The following is an 18178-nucleotide window of genomic DNA, read 5'->3' as shown; positions in this document are numbered from 1 at the left end:
TCATGTGGTGAACACTCCGAGCACTGGCAGTTCGGGTGCAAGCCGGATCCGCAAGCGTGCGTGCGCGAGGCGCAATGCCGTTTCGACTTCTGTAGGATCGTTTCCTCGAGCGAAGATAAAGCCCAGGTAGCTTGCGCCTTCGGGTAGCGGGACGATGCGATGATTGCGCTTGACGGTTATCTCGATACCAGTGATGCCTGGCACGCTCGAAGCTTCCTCGATTCCCTCGACGTCTTTGAGGATGCCTGCCCGCGGGATCGGGATCATCATGACTCCGACCGCGTCCGGCCGGCGCTCGAGTCCCGCCAGTTGCTCACCGACCGCATGCGCGAGGATCAGTTCCTCTAATGACAGGCCGGTGCCGAACTCCAAGATGCGAGAGCACAGTCCTCCGATCGAGCGTCCTGCCAACTCGATGACCCACGGACCAGCCTCGTTTACCCGTAGTTCGGCATGCACGGGTCCGGTCCGCAGTCCCAGGGCGCGGGCTGCCTTGGCGGTTACCGCGACGATCTCATCCTGGACAGTAGGTGGTAAGCGTGAGGGCGTGACGTAGATCGTCTCCTCGAAAAATGGTCCATCCAAGGGATCAGGTTTGTCGAAGAGTGCGAGCAGCTGAAACTCGCCATCAGTCAGAAGCCCTTCCACAGCGACCTCGAATCCAGGGACAAAGGGCTCAGCCAATAGCTGGGCCGTTCGCAGGTCGATACCGTCGCTAGCCAGAATGCTCCGGATGCGGTCCACTGCTCGCACGAACGAGAGTGGATCATCGGCTCGAATCACTCCACGACTGCCGGACAGACGAGTTGGCTTGACCACGCACGGGTAGCTCATCGAACGAGCCAGCGACGCCGTGTCAGCGAGCGCGGGAAAAGCCTGGGCACGCGGCGCGGGTACCCCTGCTGCAGCAAGGCGTTGCCGCATGATCCATTTGTCTCGGGCAGCCAGCGCGGCATCCGGATCGTTGCTCGGGAGTCCCAATCGTTGGGCGATGAGAGCGGCGAGAACGGTACCTGAATCATCGACCGGTATCACGGCGCGTACGCCGTACTGGCGAGCGATTTCTGCTATTTGCTCGGTTGCGCCTGCTGTATCCCGGAAATCGGCCGTAAAACGCAGAGGAAGGAGCTCCCGGAGCGGTGATGGTGTGTCTTCGATGACCAGCGTCTCGATACCGAGACGCTGGGCCGCGTGGAGAAAGGCGGCGGTGCGGTAGCTCGTGGGCGTCGTCAGAAGCATGACTCGTCGCGGAGCAGTCTCCATGAGACTCGCCTCGCTCTGCTCGTTCGTACTCTCGTCTCGAGTGTAGCCGACCCGACGAGCCAGGACGCACCCGGAGTGTCGGCGGTGAACTGCTGACGGGCGGAGCGTGGGGGCCGATGCGCGAATGGGTTACGGTATCTGGCTCGATAACCTCTCATGCCGAGCGTGTCTAGCGCGGCGACGAGAATTCTGTCTTGAGCACCGCTTCTCGTAACCCCTTCATGTAACCGATGGCGAAAAGGCGACCGAGCATCATGTAGCCCGGTTCTGTGTTCGGTTCCCCTTCCATTGTGGGCGCATGATCGGGTCGCATCACACCGCGGAAACCAACTCGACAGTACGCTTGCATGGCTCGGAGCATGTCGGTCTGTCCGTCGTCATGGAACGTCTCGACGAAGTTGGTCGGGCCGCCGCGAACGTCGCGAAAGTGGACGAAGTGGATCTTACCTTGCTTTCCGAAATGGTTAATCCATTCGATGACATCGACTCCCATCGAGGAGACCGTTCCCTGGCAAAAAGTGAGCCCATGCGCTGGGCTGGGATGGAGATCGAGTGCACGCTGGAGCGCTTGCGGCGTGATGAGAATGCGCGCGATGCCCCGGAGTGACGGCACAGGTGGATCGTCAGGATGCAGGGCGAGTTGGACTCCCGCCTCTTCCGCGACCGGTACGACAGCGCTGAGAAAATAGCGAAGGTTCTCCCACAGTTGCTCCGCGCTCACCGTCCCGACATGAGTCAGCCCGGCACGCTCCATGAGTTCGTGGTCGTAGCTCGTCGTGAGTGCACCGCCTCGTGTCGGGGTGGTGACCGATGTGCGCGCCCAGTTGATGACCGCCATCCAGTTCCAGCACCAAACAGGGATTCCGAGTTTGCCCATATTGCGAATGAGCGTGATGACCCACTCGATTTCTTCGTCACGCCCCTCGATTCCCAGTCGCGCGCGATGCATCGGCGGTGATGCTTCTATCACCGACACCGTGATGCCGGCCTCGCGGAAGCGTTGCACCATGAGGAGCAAAGGCATGAAGTCCCACGGGCGATGCTCTGGCGGCGGCACATCGACCGGTACAATGGGCTGCGGAACACCCGGTGGATTGGAGGCTTGATGGCCACCTGCGACGTGGAAGGGTAGCGTCGTGACTGCATGGGTGACACCCATCTGGAGCGCCAACTTCCACCGCTCGTTCGGCCACGGCGGAAGAATCAAAGCGAGTTCCATTGTCGAACTCCTTTCCATGGTTTTCCTCGTGATTTTGGCCGATCGGCCACAGAAATGCTAGCGGGCTCGGCCGTCGCGACACCATACGAGCGATGGAGCGGGTCGAGCCAGAAGGGTCTCGGCTTCGCCAAGTCGGCACCGCTCACCATGACAACAAAAATCTCGCAGTGCAGCGAGCTGTTCTGGTGTCAGACCGGTTCACGGAAGAACGTCGTGCCACGCTTGGCGTGAGCCCGCGCGACATCGACGTTCAGCATCAGACCATGCCCAGGGCGATCGGGGAGGACGAGGTGACCGTCTTGGATGAGTGGTCGTTCGAAAACGAGTTCCTCCCACCATGCGAGATCGAAAGCATGAAACTCGAGCGCGAAGAAGTTGGGTATGGCCGCGCAGAGTTGTGCGGCTGCCATCGTGCCGATGGGACTCGCGACGTTGTGTGGGACGACGAGCAGCCCATAGAGTTCAGCCAGTGCAGCGACGTTGCGGGCCTCGAGGAGGCCGCCCATTTTGGAATATCGTGTGCCACAAACTGGCAGGCTTGCCGGAGAATCAGCTCGCGGAAGCCTGCGAGTCGGTAATGGTTTTCGCCAGTACAAATCGGAATGCGGGTGCTCCTCGCGACCGCGCGAAGTGCATCCACGTTGTCCGGTGGTACCGGGTCTTCCAACCAAACCGGCAGCAGCGGCTCCAGCGCGTGCGCCAGAGCGATCGCATCAGGGACTGCGTATTTCCAATGGCAATCGAGCGCGAGATCGATGTCAGGGCCGATCGCTGCGCGGACGGCGCTCACGACGTCCACGATGAAACGACGTTCGGCTGCGCTCATCGTTCGATTGTATGGCTCGTACCAGAGACGCCATGGATCGGTGTTCTCTGCCGAGCTGGCACGATAGGGATTCGGTGCGTCGATGTCGAATTTCACGGCGGAAAAACCTCGAGCCAGCGCATCCCGTGCGCGTATGGCCCAACTTTCGGGAGTTGGTTCTTCTCCGGCGTGGAGGTCGACGTAAAGTCGTATCCGGTCGCGGAAGCGACCTCCGAACAATGTCGAGAGTGGGGTGTCGAGTGCTCGAGCGACGAGATCCCACAGGGCGAGTTCGATCCCGCTGATGGTCGTCACGGTGGCGCCGGCTTGTGAACCCGCCCCCGAAAGGCAGCGCTGGAGTTCGAAGATGATGCGTGCGACATCGAATGGATTCTTGCTGATGATGAATGCACTCGCAGCCTTGATCAGTTCGAGGACGCCAGCTCCCCAGTACGCCTCACCGAGACCCGACGAACCATCGTCGGTCGTCACGCGCACCAGAATCCAGTCGAAGTTCCCCTCGATAACGGCAGTCTCGACAGCGGCGATCCGCACTCCATTCCCCCACTCGTTCGTCAGGTGATCTGTCATCGCTTCCCTGATGCATGACGAGTCAGCGCCAGAACCCTAGCAAGTGCAGCGGTCATCAGCAAGCGACTAGGGGGTAGTCGGCTCGTCGCCTGTCACGCGATACTGTGAGGAGCGGAGTACAGAGTCCAGAAGGAGGAGAAGCGATGGGGAAGTTGAGTGGGAAGCGGGCCCTCGTGACGGGAGCTGGCATGGGTATCGGGCAAGGGATCGCTCGCGCGTTGGCAGCAGAAGGAGCGGCAGTCGTCCTGCATTACGCCCACAGCCGGGAAGGCGCAGAGGTTACGGCACGGGAAATCGAGCAGGCTGGTGGGCGGGCCTTCGCGATAGGAGGTGATCTCCGCTCGGTCAGCGAATGTCGCCGTGTCGTCGACGAAGCGGCGGCTGCCCTCGGTGGCCTGGACATACTCGTGAATAACGCGGGTGTGACGCGTGCACGGCCGTTTCTCGACTTTCCGGAAGACGTCTACAATGAGCTTTTCGATCTCAACATGCGGAGTTATTTCTTCTGCGCGCAACGCGCTGCTCACTACATGATCCAGAACGGCGGTGGGGCGATTTTGAACATCAGTTCGATCCATGGTGCGGCTGGTTTTCCCTTGCATGCAGCCTATGCGGCGACGAAGGGAGCGATCATCGCCTTCACGCGTTCGTTGGCCATCGAACTCGCTCCGCTCAAGATTCGAGTCAATGCGATCGGTCCCGGGCTGATCGAGGTGCCGCGGTATTTCCAATTTCCTGGTTACACCACCGAACTCGGAAACCAGCTCGTTCCCTGGGGACGGGTGGGGCGACCGGAGGACGTCGGGAAGGCTGCTGTCTTCCTCGTGTCCGAGGATGCGGACTTCATTACGGGGCAGGTCTTGTTCGTCGATGGGGGGACTCAGGCGAGAATGGGATTGTGGTGGGAGCAAGCGCAGGTTCCGCAGTGACGGCGGACCGACGAAGACAGGGAACAGCGACCGGATCGACGCACGATGTCCGGTGCGTTCGAGGGAGCGAGCGGTACGTTCGAGGACGGCTCCACCCGACACCGAGTGACTGATTGTGAGGTTAGCGCGCGGAGGACTCGTGCTTTGCGTGCTCGCGCGGAGGCAGGGTGACAGCGACTGAGATGGAGGATGACGGACGAGCTGTGACGAGTTGCCCGTCATCGATGCTGCCGAGAGGTCGTCGCGCGGAGTTTTCCCGTCTCAGACTTGCCACGGTAGCGACGAGGATTTCGATGGGGGAGGACGTACCGAAGCTGATCCGAGCGGAGCCGTTCGATGGGTGAGACGCTCTGCGAGAAAAAATCCCGGAACCGAGTGGTTCCGGGATGCCAGCGGAAGCGACGGGATTCGAACCCGCGATCTCGGCCTTGACAGGGCCGCGTGTTAGGCCTCTACACCACGCCTCCGCGTTGTCACGCCGAGAGTATGGCATATCGCTGCTGCCTTTGTCAAGGGGCGCGGTCTCTGAGACCTGGGGCGAGGCGGGGTGTGCACTCGTTCGGTTACCGATCAGACGCAATTGGCCCCGAAATGCCCGAGCGCTCTTTTCTCCATCCTCCTCGTACGTGCCTTTGGCATCCGTAGCGGTCAGAAGGCGAGTGGCTCGTGTCCGTCTCGTCGGCCGTCGCGCTCGATTCAGCCCTCGCTGAGGAGACGACTCGACTCGCGCACGCGTTGGAGGATCGCCTGCGCTTCCTCACCGCGAGCGAGGCGTGGCCGATGGTAGTCCTCGATCAGGACAGGGACGAGTTCGTAGCGAACGAGCTCAGCGCCAGACAGCCAGAGATGAAGAATCAATCCTTGTTTGGTTTCCAACGACCATTCCTGATCGAAGACGAAGTTACCGAGCGAGTAGAAGATGGGGCGCTCGCGATGCCACTCGACGCCCTGTACCCAGTGCGGATGCGATCCCACGACGAGGGTCGCGCCGGCATCGATGGCGCGGCGCGCGATCTCGCGTTGCTGGGCTGTCGGTACGAGCGTATATTCGACACCCCAATGAAAGAACGGGATGACGATGTCGGCTTGCTGGGAAGCAATCCGAACGGCATCTTCGACGATATCCGCTCGAAGCGGAGCAGTACCAGGCGTGTTTTGGCGCGCGCCGTACCAGTCGGTCGAAACGCCGTCGAAGCCGAGCAAGGCGATACGCGACGACCCGATCTGGAAAACAGCCGGTAGGACGGCCGCGGCGAGGTTGTCCCCCACGCCGAACGTGGTGATGCCGACCTCCTCACAGACCTGCCTGGTGTCCTGCACTGCCGCATAGCCGAAATCCATGCTGTGGTTGTTGGCTAAGCTGACCGCATCGATACCGGATAAGGCGAGTCCGGCGACCGCTTCCGGAAAACTCATGAATCGCAGCGTATACGGGTCGGCTGGGGGTTGAAACCGCCGGGTGAGCGCACACTCGAGGTTGACGACCGTCAGATCGGCCCAGGCAAGCTCAGAGGCGATCGACCGGAAAGGGGAAGTCCAGTCACCACGAGCGGCCATGATGCGGTGGACGGTACGTCCCAGAATGACGTCCCCTGCGAAGGTGAGCGTCGTGAAGACTGGTCGTGTGGCGAAGAGCGGTTGCAACGTCTCGGGTGGGAGGAGATCGACTGCCCCTTCGAGGGTGAGCCACTCGGTCAGCAACCTCGGATAATCGTTCTGGTCGAAGCGCAGAGGGTCCTTTCCCTCAAAATGAAGAACGCGTAGGTACGGATACAGCGCCCAGGGTTCGACGAGGGCGAAGGCACCCCCTGGCACTTGCGCGCTGAGATCGCTCGCGTTGGTCACCGTGAGGTCCGGTTGGTCGAGGGCTTTCCCGTTTTCCTGGACGCTGATCCGTACGACAGGAAGTGGTTCGGGATGCCCGAGGTCTCGCCAGTCTCTGATGCGCGCAGCGAGAAGTGCGTCGAGTGACGAGGCATCGAGACTCGAAACAAAATTTTTGTGTGACGTCACTGGTACGAGATAGCGGACACCGACTACCGGCCCAGTCGGATAGCGGGAAGTGACGCGCAATCTGATCGATGCCTGCTCCGGCTCGACGAGCTCGAGTGTCCAGCGTGGCGGAAGCTGCTCGCGGAGCAGTTCCATCCATCGTACTGCTTGTTGCTGCAGAGTGGGTGGGAGCGGGCTCAGGCCGAGGGTGAGACGGAGCGAACGAGAGACGGTCTGGCGCGAAGGCCGCCTGACGTGTCGCTTCCTCGAGTCCTTCTCCGGCGTGGGAGACGAAGGCGCAGTGGTGGGCATGGGTGATGCCCAGCGGCACACTGCGAGGAGCGGGGAAAGCCCGAGAAGCGCGCGTCGCGTGAGGCGCATCGAAAGGATTCCGGTTCCACTGTGATCGCTGGACGCTCGGTAACGCATGATGATGTCCCCAGAAAGTCGAGAAATCCCCTTCCCCGACATCTCGCATCGATCGACGCACGAGCTGAAATGATGATAGCGTGTCCAGCGGAGGAAAACCGTCGATCGGAAGACGGTTGGCGGTGTTCTGTGAGAGGACCTTGAAGCATCGAACGAGGTTTCGGAACTGCTGGTCGATAGAGAAAACCTGCGGAGGATGGAGCCAGGCTTCACCCTCCGCAGGTAGGTCGATTTTGCGAGGCTCTTCAGCGTGTGACCTCGACCGGTGGAGTGCCGTAGGTATGGAATGTCGCGACCGTGGGAAGCCCCCAAGCTTGCCCGCGCTTGCGCTCCGCTTCGGTCCAGACGATCGGCTTCCAGTCAGGCGCGAGGACGAGACGAGCGCCTGGGCAGCCAATCTCGATCCGATGCCCACCCGGTTCGATGACGTAAAGGAAAACGGTCTGCTGAACAGCGTGCTTGTGCGGGCCGTATTCGATGCGATATCCGAACTCGATCGCGATATCCGCGGCGCGGAGCACTTCCTCACGCGTATCGACGGCATAGCAGACATGATGGAACCGTCCGCGAGCACCGGTCTGATCTTCGGTGATCGCGATCTCGTAACCCTTGTTGTTCGCTGTGACCCATGCTCCTTTCTCTGTCCCGCCGTCGAAGATGATGCATTCGGTGAGCTTGAGTCCCAGGTTTTCCTGCAAGAAGCGTCGTGTGGCCCTCACATCAGCTGCGAAGACGTTGATGTGGTCGAGGCGTCGCACATTACAGCCGCGTGCTGGAAAACGGGACGCTTGATTCTTGAGCGCTGGTTTCGTTTCCGGTGTCGGTTGATACCATTCCACTTCCCACACGAGTTCGCCGACATGCCCGTCAGGTGTGCGAAAACGATACGCTGGGCCGTGGCCGGCGTCGCCCTCGATCCATCCCAAACCGAGTCCAGATCGCTCGAGCTTGGTGACGCGACGCTCGAGTGCCTGTGGCGAACTCACTCGGTAGGCGAAGTGCTCCATCCCAGGTACCGGGGCAGCAGTGAGCTTGAGCGTGTGGTGAGCATAGTCGTCCCATCCCCTCAGGTAGACGGAGTTTCCGCGCCGCTCGCTCACCGTCATGCCGAGGTACTCCACGAAGAACCGTTCGCTTTCCTCCAGTGTCGGCGTCAAGAGTTCCAGGTGAGCGAGGTGTGCCATGTCGCAGCTCGGTTCCCCGATGTAAAGGGTCACGTCGTCCATCTCGGTACCTCCACCATTATCGACCGATGCCCTGACCTGACCGTCGATCCGCTATGAGCGAACGCAAGCCATGCAGGTCGAAGGACAGCTCTCCCGCGCGGAGCCGTTCACGCATCCGTGCTTCACGCTCCGCACGAGCGCGAGCTGCGTCGAGAACGCTGGCGACGCGGTCACGGGGAACCACGACGGCACCGTCGTCATCGAGCACGATGATGTCGCGGGGTTCGATGCGCGCTCCCCCGACGACGACCGGGATATCGATTTCACCGACCTTCTCCTTGGTTGCGCCACGCACACGAACGAAGCGTGTCCACACCGGAAGCTCCATTGCACGCAGTTCCTCGAGATCGCGGACCGCGGCATCGACCAAAAGGGCCGCTGCTCCGCGGACGTGAGCCTGAATCGCCAGAAGTTCGCCAACGAGTGCGACCGGTTCGGGTTCCGGCATCGTAATCACGAGCACCGAGCCGGGAAAGACATGCTCCATCACCGCGTGAACCATGAGGTTATCGCCTTGGCCGCACAGAACGGTCAGTGCCGGTCCAGCAACACGTCGACCCGTGAGGATGGGAACCAAGGGAGCATCGATGAGACCCTGCCGTCCCGACGCTTCGTAGACTGTCGCCACACCTAGTTCAACGAACTCACGGCAGGCTTGGGCGACGAGGGACTCGTGCGCCTGCGGCTCACGTGTCGTCATGTGGAACCTCCGCGAACGTTCAACCATGACCGAGCAAGGCACGCACGACCAGTGGTGTGACACGTTGAAACGCTTCTGCGTAGCGGATGTCCTTGGCGCCGGAAATGCGCCGTGCATGATTGGCCCGACGTTCCGCAAGCTCAGCATAGTAGTGCTGGAGGTACTGTTGTGACGCCATGACCTGCATCGCAGCGACCTTTTTCTCGAATACTGGCGTGATATCGACGAAGACGTTCGGGACAAAACCACAGAGCTCAGGTTGATGCGGCTCGAAGTAGTACAAAGGTGGCGGCTCGATCGTCTCGAAGGCACTGGCGACGCCTGCACCAGAGGAGAGGAGACGTGCTCGTTGAACAGCCTGGTTGGCGACCGGGTGATCGGGGTTGAAGGGATCGGTCGGAGTGTGCGTCACGATCGCGTCGGGGCGGAAGTCGCGAATGAGCTGGGCGAGTCGCTCGGTCGCCTCGCGATCGACTTCTAGGGGATAGTCACCGAGATCGAAGCTGACGAAGCGTGCGCCGAGTAGGTGGGCTGCACGCTCTGCTTGCTCGTGCCGGATCGCCTTGACGCGCTCGACTGTTTGACCTGGCTCCTTCCACAACTCACCCGACTCCCCGCGTTCACCATAGGAAAGCGCAAGAACGATCGCTTCTCCACCGTTTGCGGTGACCAGCGCGATGACACCTCCCGCGCGCCAGACGAAGTCGGCGGCGTGTGCACCGACCACCAGCAAGCGTTGGACACCACTCATGTTTCCCTCCCTCGGGCGAGCCGCACTGTGTTGTGCACTGCCATGATGTGGATCTCCTCCTCGCTGAACCCGGCTTCCAGCAGGCGATCAGCGAAGAGAGCGAGGCCGTCCTCGACCGGTGGGTTATCCGGCTGACCGAGATCGGTGCTGAGAACGACCCGATGCACACCGACTGCACGAATATGCGCAAAAGCTGTCTCCCACGGCACTTTCCCGCTGAACAATGGGGTAAAGCAGTGCTCGAGAAAGGCTCCCGATTCAGCGAGCGCGATCTGGTCCTCGATGGGCAGTGCCTGGGAGGGAAAATCCGGATGCGTCACGATAATATGCCGAACACCTTCCTCGCGTGCGGCATGGACGACGGCGAAAATCTCATCACGACCGAGGTGTCCGGTTGCGAGAACCAGGTCATGACGAGCGATGATGCGCAGGACAGCTCGGAGTTCCGGTACGATATCGCCTCGGTCATCGACAACCTCGACCGGGGGAACATCGAATCCCGCCTCGCGCATTTCCTGCTGAAGTCGTGCCCAGTATGGCAGCTTGCTTCCAGGGGCAGCGTGGCGAAGGTGGCGACGTTCGTTCGCCGCATCGACCGTTGGCAACCACACGAAGCGAGCATTTTCCCGGGCCGCGATCTCCACTGCGAGCGGGTTCAGTCCCCCGACTGCACGGTTGAGCGTGATCGACCCGAGCACGTCAACACCCGGAACGGCCGAGCGGATAACGGCAGCTCGCTCGGCAGTGGGAACGTAATGCGACTTGATCACGTAACCAGCGAGACCGACCTCGCGAAATCGTTGCGCGAGCGCGATATCGTCGATGCGCCGTGGCATGACGTCTGGACCGGAGTGGACATGGAGATCGTACGCTCCACGGACGAGCTCGCGCGCTCGCTGGCTCGGAATCGGTAACGGTGTCGCCATTTCGTGCGCCTTCCCATCGATCGTCGAGAACGTTTTCGGTTTCGGTCCCTACTGCGTAAGAGGAAGATGGCGTCCACGACGTGCACAGTGTAACACAGACGAGGGTAATCGTTTACGGATGAAGCACGTGTGAGGAGAGCCCGATTCTCGGGGCTCGGGCTCTCCTCCGGCGCGGGACTAGATCTGCTTAGCCGCGTTCGTGACGAATCGAAAGTCGACCAACTGGTCGACGGGAACAGTCTGCTGAATCTTTCCGCGCTGCTTCCAGAGCTGTTGTGCTTCTTCCAGCTTGGCGATGTCGAATGTCCCGTCCGCGGAAACTCCTGGCCAGGTCATCTGCTCGTAGAGCTTATCGTCCTTGAGCGGGGTTCGATTCTTGAGGATAGCTACCACTTCGGCGCGTACCGCAGGGTCCTTCAATGCTTGCAGATAGTAGCGAGCACCTCGCAGATAACCGACGAGGAACGCTTCCAAAAGTGCTGGATCCTTCAGCATCGGAGGACCGACCACGATGACAGAAATCGGAAAGTTGTCGCCGACGATGTCGACGATCGCGTCACCGGCAACAATAGGGACAGCTGCATCGAGCTGCTTCGTGGCAATCGTTGCGTACGGCTCGACCAATTCTGCCGCCTCTACGGCTCCGTTCTGAAGGGCGGTCGGCATATCCGGTAGGCGGATCAACTGCAACTTGACGTCGTCCAACGTGAGACTGCCCGACTCTAGAACCTTCTTGAGTTCGAGGAGATCGATACCTGCGTCGCTGGGCATCGCGAGCGTTCGTCCGCGTAGGTCTGATACCGAGCGCACTCCTTGATCGTAGAGTTGCTTCGTAACCGCGTAGGCGTGAAAGACATTCCCGCGACGCAATGCTCCCTCACCGGCTACGATCGTGACTTCGACACCTTGGGTTCGTGCATTGACGAGTGCTGCCTGAATTGCGCCGCTGAACAGGTCCAATTGCCCCACCGCAACGAGTGGAATCACCTCACCGGGTGTGCCTTGCGTCGTCACGAGTTCGACGTCGAGCCCGACATCTTTGAAAAACCCCTTTTCGACGGCGATGAAGTTACCAGCTTCTTCAGTGGCGAGAGCCACGCGCATCTTGAGTTTGCGAGTTCGGCTGATGGTGGGGACGGCTGTCGGTGTTGCGGCCGACGTCGGGGATGGTACCGCTGTCGGACTGGGTGATGTTCCTGTTGCGGGCGTGAACGCCGGCGTCGAAGGTACGGTAGTCCGGGTGGGTTCTTGGTTGCTGCCGCATGCGGAGAGCAACGAACCGATGAAGGCGAATGTGCTGGCACCAATTAATCCTTGGAAGAAATGACGACGCGTGATCATCGCTCGATCCATTTCCGTCCTCCTCACGGTTCTCCTCAACTGCATCTTCCGACACTCTCGGCCTCAACATGGTGGCGTGCACTCATCGGGCGCCAGCTACAGTCTCTCTAGGAGAGCACTACCTCCTTTCGAGCGAACTGCCAGCTCGATTGCACGAAGGCAGATGATTTCGTTCCAAATGGTTCAATGGGTCACCAGGGATGACAGAATTTAGGAGTTGTTGTTGATGTATACTTAAAACAAAATTTTCTCTGAGCGGTCACATGGTAGATCGGATTTGTATCCGTTCAGCATATCTGAACAAACAACGAACATACTCAATAGCCAGTATACTGTGCTTTGCCCACAGAGTCAAGTAAGGACGCCGCCCTCCACGCATACGTCGATCAAACGTTCTCGTACGAGTGACAAAGGAGCCCGGCCGAGGAGCATGCAGTCCCCGCGCAGACCAGCGACCGCTTTTTCCCGCTCGGCCGATGGATTCGGTAGCGCTCCTGCGATCAAAGACCACGGGGATGAAACGGAGGCTTTTTGCCTTCGCTCCGGCAGAAAGAAAGCCCCCTGGGCCACGAATCGGCCCAGGGGATTCTGTGACTTGCCCGTCCTCAACGCCTCAACTCGACCGGCGGGCGCGGGCGACCTGCTCGCGGTAGCGGCGGGCTGGTTCCGCGTAGGGGGCGGGACCGACCGTCACCCACACCTCAGTCTGCACGTGCCGCTCGACCGACGGCTTGCGCGAGCCCCCGTTCGGCTCTCCCCAGACCACGCGCAGTCGCGTCCCCTCCTGGGCATACTCCGAGCGCACCGTCGCCAGCGAGAGCACCCGCTCCTCGTTCGAGGAGAAGCCAGTCCACATGGAGAAGCCGACGACTTCTCCAGCATCGTTGAGGACGGCGTCGTACATCCAAGTCGCGTACTGGGCCAAGGGGAGATCGAAGTACTTGTAGCGCTGGCCCTTGGGGCGCGTGACGAGACTGCTGATGACGCGCGCGGCCTCGTCCGGATCCCAGACCAGCGTCACCTTCTTGCGGTGTGGCTGGTCCTTGAGCCGCTCGAGGGCGGCTCGGCCGACGAAGTCGTGATCGAACTTGATCAGGCGACCATACCCCAGATCCCACGGGGTCAGGTAGTAGTCTTCGATCCGGGGACTGACGAAACTTCCACCCAGCGAGCCGATCGCTTCGTAGGCCGTCGCGGGGAGCCACCGCCGGTAGGCCTCGAGCGCCGGACTGGTGTAGATCGCCGGCAGCGGATTGGGAATCCAGCCGGATTCGAGCCCGTTCGTTGCATAGGCGCGCGAGCCAACTTGCCGTAAACCGAACTCCTTGCCGGCTTCGAGGATGGCGGCCTTGACGGCGGGGCCATCGGCGAAATCGCCGAAGAACTCAGCGCCGGCCACCCCGCTCATGCCGTGGTGGAGGAGGCCGACGCGCTTGCCGGCGATCGAGACGCGGGTGAAGTGGAAGAAGGGGAGGTCGGGTGGGGGGCCGCCGAGCAGTTTCTCGAGGAGCATGGGGGCGTTGGGGCCCTGGATCTGGAAGCGGAAGGTCTTGCGCGGCTTGTGGGGATCGGCGACCGACCACTCGTCACGCTCGAAGGAGACGGCGGCACCGCTGGTCGCGGCGTGGAACTGGACCCAGTTATGGACGGAGGGGCGGCCGACCAGCTGGAAAGTACCGTCCTCCAGGTAGAAGAGGATGACGTCGCCGATGACGTACCCCTCGGGGGAGACGGGGACGTACTGCTTGGCCTGCCCGGGCTGGAAGCCCTCGAAGGAGTTGATGCCGAGCTGGCGGAGGAGGGCGAAGGCATCGGGACCACGCAGGAAAAGGTCCGTCATGTGGTAGGAGAGGTCGAAGAGGCAGACGGTATCCCGCCAGGCGTGCTGTTCGTCCCGCCAGTTGGTGAACTCAGGGGGGACGACGGGGTAGACCCGGGCGCCGGTCGGGTTGTGGTAGAGCAACTCCTGCACGCTCGGTGCGCGCTCCAGTACCTCCTGCAGCGTGCGCGGTGTTTCGCTGGTCATGGAACACTCCTCTCACTGATGAGCGTTACTGGCTGATTCTCGTCCCGGCTCTCTACGAAACGCCCAAGATTCTGCCGTGCTCGTCGATATCGATATGCGCGGCTCGCGGATGACGACCGAGTCCCGGCATTGTCTGGATATCACCGAGAAGGACGACGATATAGCCCGCCCCAGCGAAGAGGCGCAGTTCGCGTACCTCGACCGTGAAGTCCTCAGGTCGGCCGAGGAGGTTCGGATCAGCACTGAGTGATTGGGCCGTCTTTGCCATACAGATCGGCAGCCGGTCGTAGCCGAGCCGCACGAGGTCGTCGAGTTGCCGTTTGGCAGCTGGACTGAAGCGGACGGCTCCCGCCCCGTACAACGTGCGCGCCACGGCCTCGACCTTGCGTTCCAGTGGCCAATCGAGTTCGTACACTGGACGGAACGCCGGCGGCTCCTGGGCAGCGCGGAGCACGGCCCGTGCCAATTCGAGGCCGCCTTCCCCACCGCAGGTAAACACTTCGACCACGGCGACGTCGCAGGCACCTGCCTCGCGGGCCGCCTGGGCGAGGCGTTCGATTTCCCGCGGGGTGTCGGTGGGGAACTGGTTGATTGCCACCACTGCCGGCACGCCAAAGGTGCGAAGGTTCTCAAGATGCTTGAAAAGATTCGGCAAGCCCGCCTCGAGTGCCGCGAGGTCCTCGCCTCCTGTCTCGATGTCGCGGACACTTTTGCCACCTTGGACCTTCAGAGCGCGGACCGAGGCGACGAGCACAGCGGCGTGCGGAGCCAAACCACTCGCCCGGCACTTGAGGTGGAAGAACTTCTCGGCTCCCAGATCAGTGCCGAAACCGGCCTCCGTCACGACCACGTCGGCCAGTCGCACCGCGACGAGATCGGCAACCACGGATGACGCGCCAGTGGCGATGTTGCCAAAGGGCCCGGTGTGTACGAAGGCGGCAGTCCCCTCGCTCGTCTGAACGAGATTCGGCTTGAGGGCATCGACGAGCAGGGCAGCCATCGCGCCGGCACCCCCGAGGTCCTCTGCCGTGACAACCTGTCCTTGCCAGGTGCGACCGACTACGATTTGCCCAAGGCGCTGGCGCAGATCGCGATAGTCACGTGCTAAGGCGAGGATGGCCATGACTTCGGAGGCGGGCGTGATGTCGAAACGGGTCGCACGAACGGTGCGAGTCGTTTCACCGAGTCCGACGATCAGTTGGCGGAGTGCGCGGTCATTGAGATCGATCACGCGAGGCCAGGTGATCGTACGGGGATCGAGCGGGAGGGTGTCATGGTAGAGTGCATTGTCGATCAAGGCCGCGAGCAGGTTATGGGCGGTCGTGACAGCATGCAGGTCGCCAGTGAAGTGCAAGGCGAGGTCCGGGAAGGGATGGAGCTGAGCCGCACCGCCACCGGCACCAGCCCCTTTCGTTCCGAAGACGGGGCCCATGGAGGATTGGCGGACGGTCACGATGGAGCGGAGTCCAAGCCGTCCGAAAGCCTGACCGAGACCGACCGAGACGGTCGTCTTCCCTTCGCCGAACGGAGTCGGGTTGATTCCCGTGACCAGGATATAGCGTGCCCGCGGAGTGTCGAGCCGGGCCAGCACATCGAGCGTGATCTTCGCCTTGTAGGGTCCATAGTGCTCGACTTCCTCCGGCAAAAGGCCGAGTTCATTGGCTATCTCGCTGATCGGTCGCAGCTTTATGAGCTGCGTTCCGCTCATGCTTGCACTCCTTCCCCTGGGCAGCCGAGTCGTGCACGTTTGGCAGCGACCCACTCGACGACGCTCGCGAGAGCATTGAAACTGCTCCAATGGATGCCGACAATCCCTCCCTGAATCGCAGCTGGACGCCGGACGAGTTCATCCAAGAGGTCACTCGGATCATAGTGGATACCACCGGTCAGGAGGCGACCGACCAGACCCCGTTGCTTTTCGAGGTAGCGAAGCGAGGTTCCCAGGCCGAGGCGTAGGCCGATGCGGATAAGGCGATCGAGCCGCAGAGTGCCGGGTAGACAGAGATAGAGTGGCAGAGTGAAGCCGCGCGATCGCATTCTCGTGAGCCACCTGACCAGTGCATCGGGATCGAACACCAGTTGGGTAATAGCGTAATCGGCGAGGGCTTGCTTGGTGAGGAGGTCCGCGTCGAGCACATCGGCTGGGATGTGGGGATGTCCTTCCGGATAGGCGGCGATTCCGATACGGCGTGGGCGTGGTTGGAGCTCGACGAGCGCAGTCAAGAGGGTCCGGGAGTCGGGGAACTCGCCGGCCGGCTCTGTCTGATCACCGCCAACGACGAATACCTCGTCGATACCGGCGGCGACGAACTGCTGCCAGAGGAGCACGAGTTCCTGGTGGCTGCGCAGGGCCCGTGCGGCGAGATGGGGGACGACCCGATAACCGTGCTGGCGCAACGCGAGGGCGGTGGCCAGAGTGCCTTTGACACCATGCGCAGGTGAACTCGTCACGGTCAGCGTCGATCCCAGTGGAACTGTGGCCATGACTTTCTCGAGTTCCACTGTCGGGAGCACTTCGATGCGGAGTTCCTCGAGTAGTGCGCAGTAAAACGATATGTCAGGAGTTGCTTCGATTGCTGCCTCGGATAGGACGTCATCGGTCATTACAAGCATCCCTTTCCTGTCGAACCACAGTGGGCACCACCAGATGCCATCCCCGACATTCCGCGCTGTCTGTATCTCCGTGTGATCGGTTCCACCTCCCGGGCCTCACTTCATGGCTATAGTAATGCGCGACGTCATCACGTGCAAGCCCTAAAGTGACCGCGTTTCGGATAGCTGCGAGAGAATGCGCGTACCGTGTCGGGATCGAGCTGAGTTCGGGCCGGATCGCCATGGTCGGCCGGAAGGGTGATCGACCCCTGTGCGATGGAAAGAGTGTGTCTTTCGGATGCTAGAACGGTGCTGTACTCACTGTGAGCCGTTGACGACGTCCGTGCTGGAAAGGTGCCTCGAGTGGTGTTCCGTACTGGTCCGGTACTTTGGGGGACTCTGAGTCGCTCAGCCGGAAGATGGTGACCAATTTCATCCGCGTGGTGGTCGTATCCGCACGGAGCGTCGGTCGCTCCGGCTTGGGTGGCAAGAAGTACGCTGCCTCAGCCCCCGCCGAACTCCACCGACCGACTGTATCGACGGGGGCGATATCTGGCACAGCCCGCCTGCCTGTGTCGACTCTTGATCATCCGCTCACGACCGACCTGCCTCCGCTGAGACAACCAGCGGGATTTTCGGGCGCGGACGGTTGACTCACGGGAAGGGGGCCGGTACGATGCGGGTCGCGGTTGGGGTGGCACGTTGACAGCGTTAAAACGGGGTGTTCCGGCACTCGTCGGGTCAGTATCCAGACTCGACCATTGAGAGCCAGGCTCACCGGTGCTCCCAGTGTTGTGCACCATATCGCTGGTCGAGTCTCGGCTAGCGGGGGTGTTCGGTCTTCAGGGGTGCCACACCGGTGTACCCCACTCTTACCCCACAGGTCCGTGTCCCTGGCTGACCCCCGGGTGACGCTGGCGAGGGCGCATGGGAGTCGAACCCACCGGCGAGGCTCGTCACCCCGCCCACCGGTTTTGAAGACCGTGCAGGCCACCGGGCCCGATCCGCCCTCGCAACTAAGTATCGTCGCCGATGCTGAACACGACAAGTTGCCCCTCCCCAGCCTCGTACGCGTTCTCTTCCGCTACGAGCGACCGGAACGCGAGCCTCTGTCAGTTCCGTCACCGTAGCAGGGTTTCCGAGCGATGAACGGTTCATCCTGAAGCGCGTCACCGGACTCGCTGTCTCACCATCATCTCCAACCCGGAACGACCAAGCGATTTCAAAAACACTCGCGTGAGCTCCTTGTTCGAGCATGCCGAGTACTGTCCGCACTGCGTTTCACCAGTGTCGTACTGCAGAGGGCAGGAACATCCGGCAGGTTCTGCCGAAGAGATCGCATTCGATGCTGTTGATCAAAGAAATGCGTTCAGGAACCGGGAAGCGAT

12 protein-coding genes, 2 tRNA genes and 1 pseudogene are annotated in these 18178 nt (G+C 61.4%); 1 reads left to right on the top strand and 14 read right to left on the bottom strand.

From position 1 onward, the window contains the following. The 3 genes and pseudogenes from TRD_RS04195 to TRD_RS04185 form a co-directional block, all read right to left on the bottom strand. A complete protein-coding gene (locus TRD_RS04195) occupies nucleotides 1-1263 on the bottom strand; it encodes an ATP-grasp domain-containing protein (protein ID WP_012642290.1) in 1263 nt (420 codons plus the stop codon). Nucleotides 1264-1432: 169 nt separating this feature from the next. Then, nucleotides 1433-2482, bottom strand: a complete 1050-nt coding sequence (locus TRD_RS04190) for a mannonate dehydratase (RefSeq protein WP_012642289.1) — start codon at nucleotides 2480-2482, stop codon at nucleotides 1433-1435. 188 nt (nucleotides 2483-2670) lie between these two features. After that, nucleotides 2671-3878, bottom strand: a pseudogene (locus TRD_RS04185) (mandelate racemase/muconate lactonizing enzyme family protein). A 143-nt stretch (nucleotides 3879-4021) separates the two neighbouring features. Here TRD_RS04185 and TRD_RS04180 point away from each other — a divergent pair. Next, complete coding sequence (locus TRD_RS04180) at nucleotides 4022-4807, top strand: SDR family NAD(P)-dependent oxidoreductase (RefSeq protein ID WP_012642287.1); 786 nt, start codon at nucleotides 4022-4024, stop codon at nucleotides 4805-4807. Nucleotides 4808-5200: 393 nt separating this feature from the next. Here TRD_RS04180 and TRD_RS04170 read toward each other — a convergent pair. The 11 genes from TRD_RS04170 to TRD_RS14775 form a co-directional block, all read right to left on the bottom strand. Next, nucleotides 5201-5274 (bottom strand) — tRNA-Asp (locus TRD_RS04170). A 229-nt stretch (nucleotides 5275-5503) separates the two neighbouring features. Beyond that, entirely contained in the window at nucleotides 5504-6955 is a 1452-nt protein-coding gene (locus tag TRD_RS13535) for a CapA family protein (RefSeq protein ID WP_012642285.1), read from the bottom strand. 518 nt (nucleotides 6956-7473) lie between these two features. Continuing rightward, complete coding sequence (locus tag TRD_RS04160; RefSeq protein WP_012642284.1) at nucleotides 7474-8454, bottom strand: VOC family protein; 981 nt, start codon at nucleotides 8452-8454, stop codon at nucleotides 7474-7476. Between the two features lie 16 nt (nucleotides 8455-8470). Beyond that, entirely contained in the window at nucleotides 8471-9154 is a 684-nt protein-coding gene (locus TRD_RS04155) for a 4-carboxy-4-hydroxy-2-oxoadipate aldolase/oxaloacetate decarboxylase (protein WP_012642283.1), read from the bottom strand. A gap of 19 nt (nucleotides 9155-9173) precedes the next feature. Next, nucleotides 9174-9905 carry a PIG-L deacetylase family protein gene (locus TRD_RS04150; protein ID WP_012642282.1) on the bottom strand — a complete coding sequence of 244 codons (732 nt, stop codon included), beginning with the start codon at nucleotides 9903-9905 and terminating at the stop codon, nucleotides 9174-9176. Continuing rightward, nucleotides 9902-10831: a DUF6282 family protein gene (locus TRD_RS04145; RefSeq protein ID WP_012642281.1), complete on the bottom strand. Its 930-nt coding sequence runs from the start codon at nucleotides 10829-10831 to the stop codon at nucleotides 9902-9904. The genes TRD_RS04150 and TRD_RS04145 overlap by 4 nt, the downstream gene beginning before the upstream one ends. A gap of 177 nt (nucleotides 10832-11008) precedes the next feature. Then, a complete protein-coding gene (locus tag TRD_RS04140; protein WP_041435961.1) occupies nucleotides 11009-12184 on the bottom strand; it encodes an ABC transporter substrate-binding protein in 1176 nt (391 codons plus the stop codon). 601 nt (nucleotides 12185-12785) lie between these two features. After that, nucleotides 12786-14198, bottom strand: a complete 1413-nt coding sequence (locus TRD_RS04135) for an aminomethyltransferase family protein (RefSeq protein WP_012642279.1) — start codon at nucleotides 14196-14198, stop codon at nucleotides 12786-12788. 52 nt (nucleotides 14199-14250) lie between these two features. Continuing rightward, a complete protein-coding gene (locus TRD_RS04130; RefSeq protein ID WP_012642278.1) occupies nucleotides 14251-15906 on the bottom strand; it encodes a formate--tetrahydrofolate ligase in 1656 nt (551 codons plus the stop codon). Then, nucleotides 15903-16802, bottom strand: coding sequence for a methylenetetrahydrofolate reductase (locus TRD_RS04125; RefSeq protein ID WP_012642277.1), 900 nt, complete (start codon nucleotides 16800-16802; stop codon nucleotides 15903-15905). The genes TRD_RS04130 and TRD_RS04125 overlap by 4 nt, the downstream gene beginning before the upstream one ends. 903 nt (nucleotides 16803-17705) lie before the next feature. Further along, nucleotides 17706-17802, bottom strand: a tRNA-Sec gene (locus TRD_RS14775). Nucleotides 17803-18178: the final 376 nt, after the last annotated feature.

Source organism: Thermomicrobium roseum DSM 5159, assembly GCF_000021685.1.
Classification (GTDB): domain Bacteria; phylum Chloroflexota; class Chloroflexia; order Thermomicrobiales; family Thermomicrobiaceae; genus Thermomicrobium; species Thermomicrobium roseum.
This window is presented reverse-complemented; position numbering and strand designations above follow the sequence as displayed.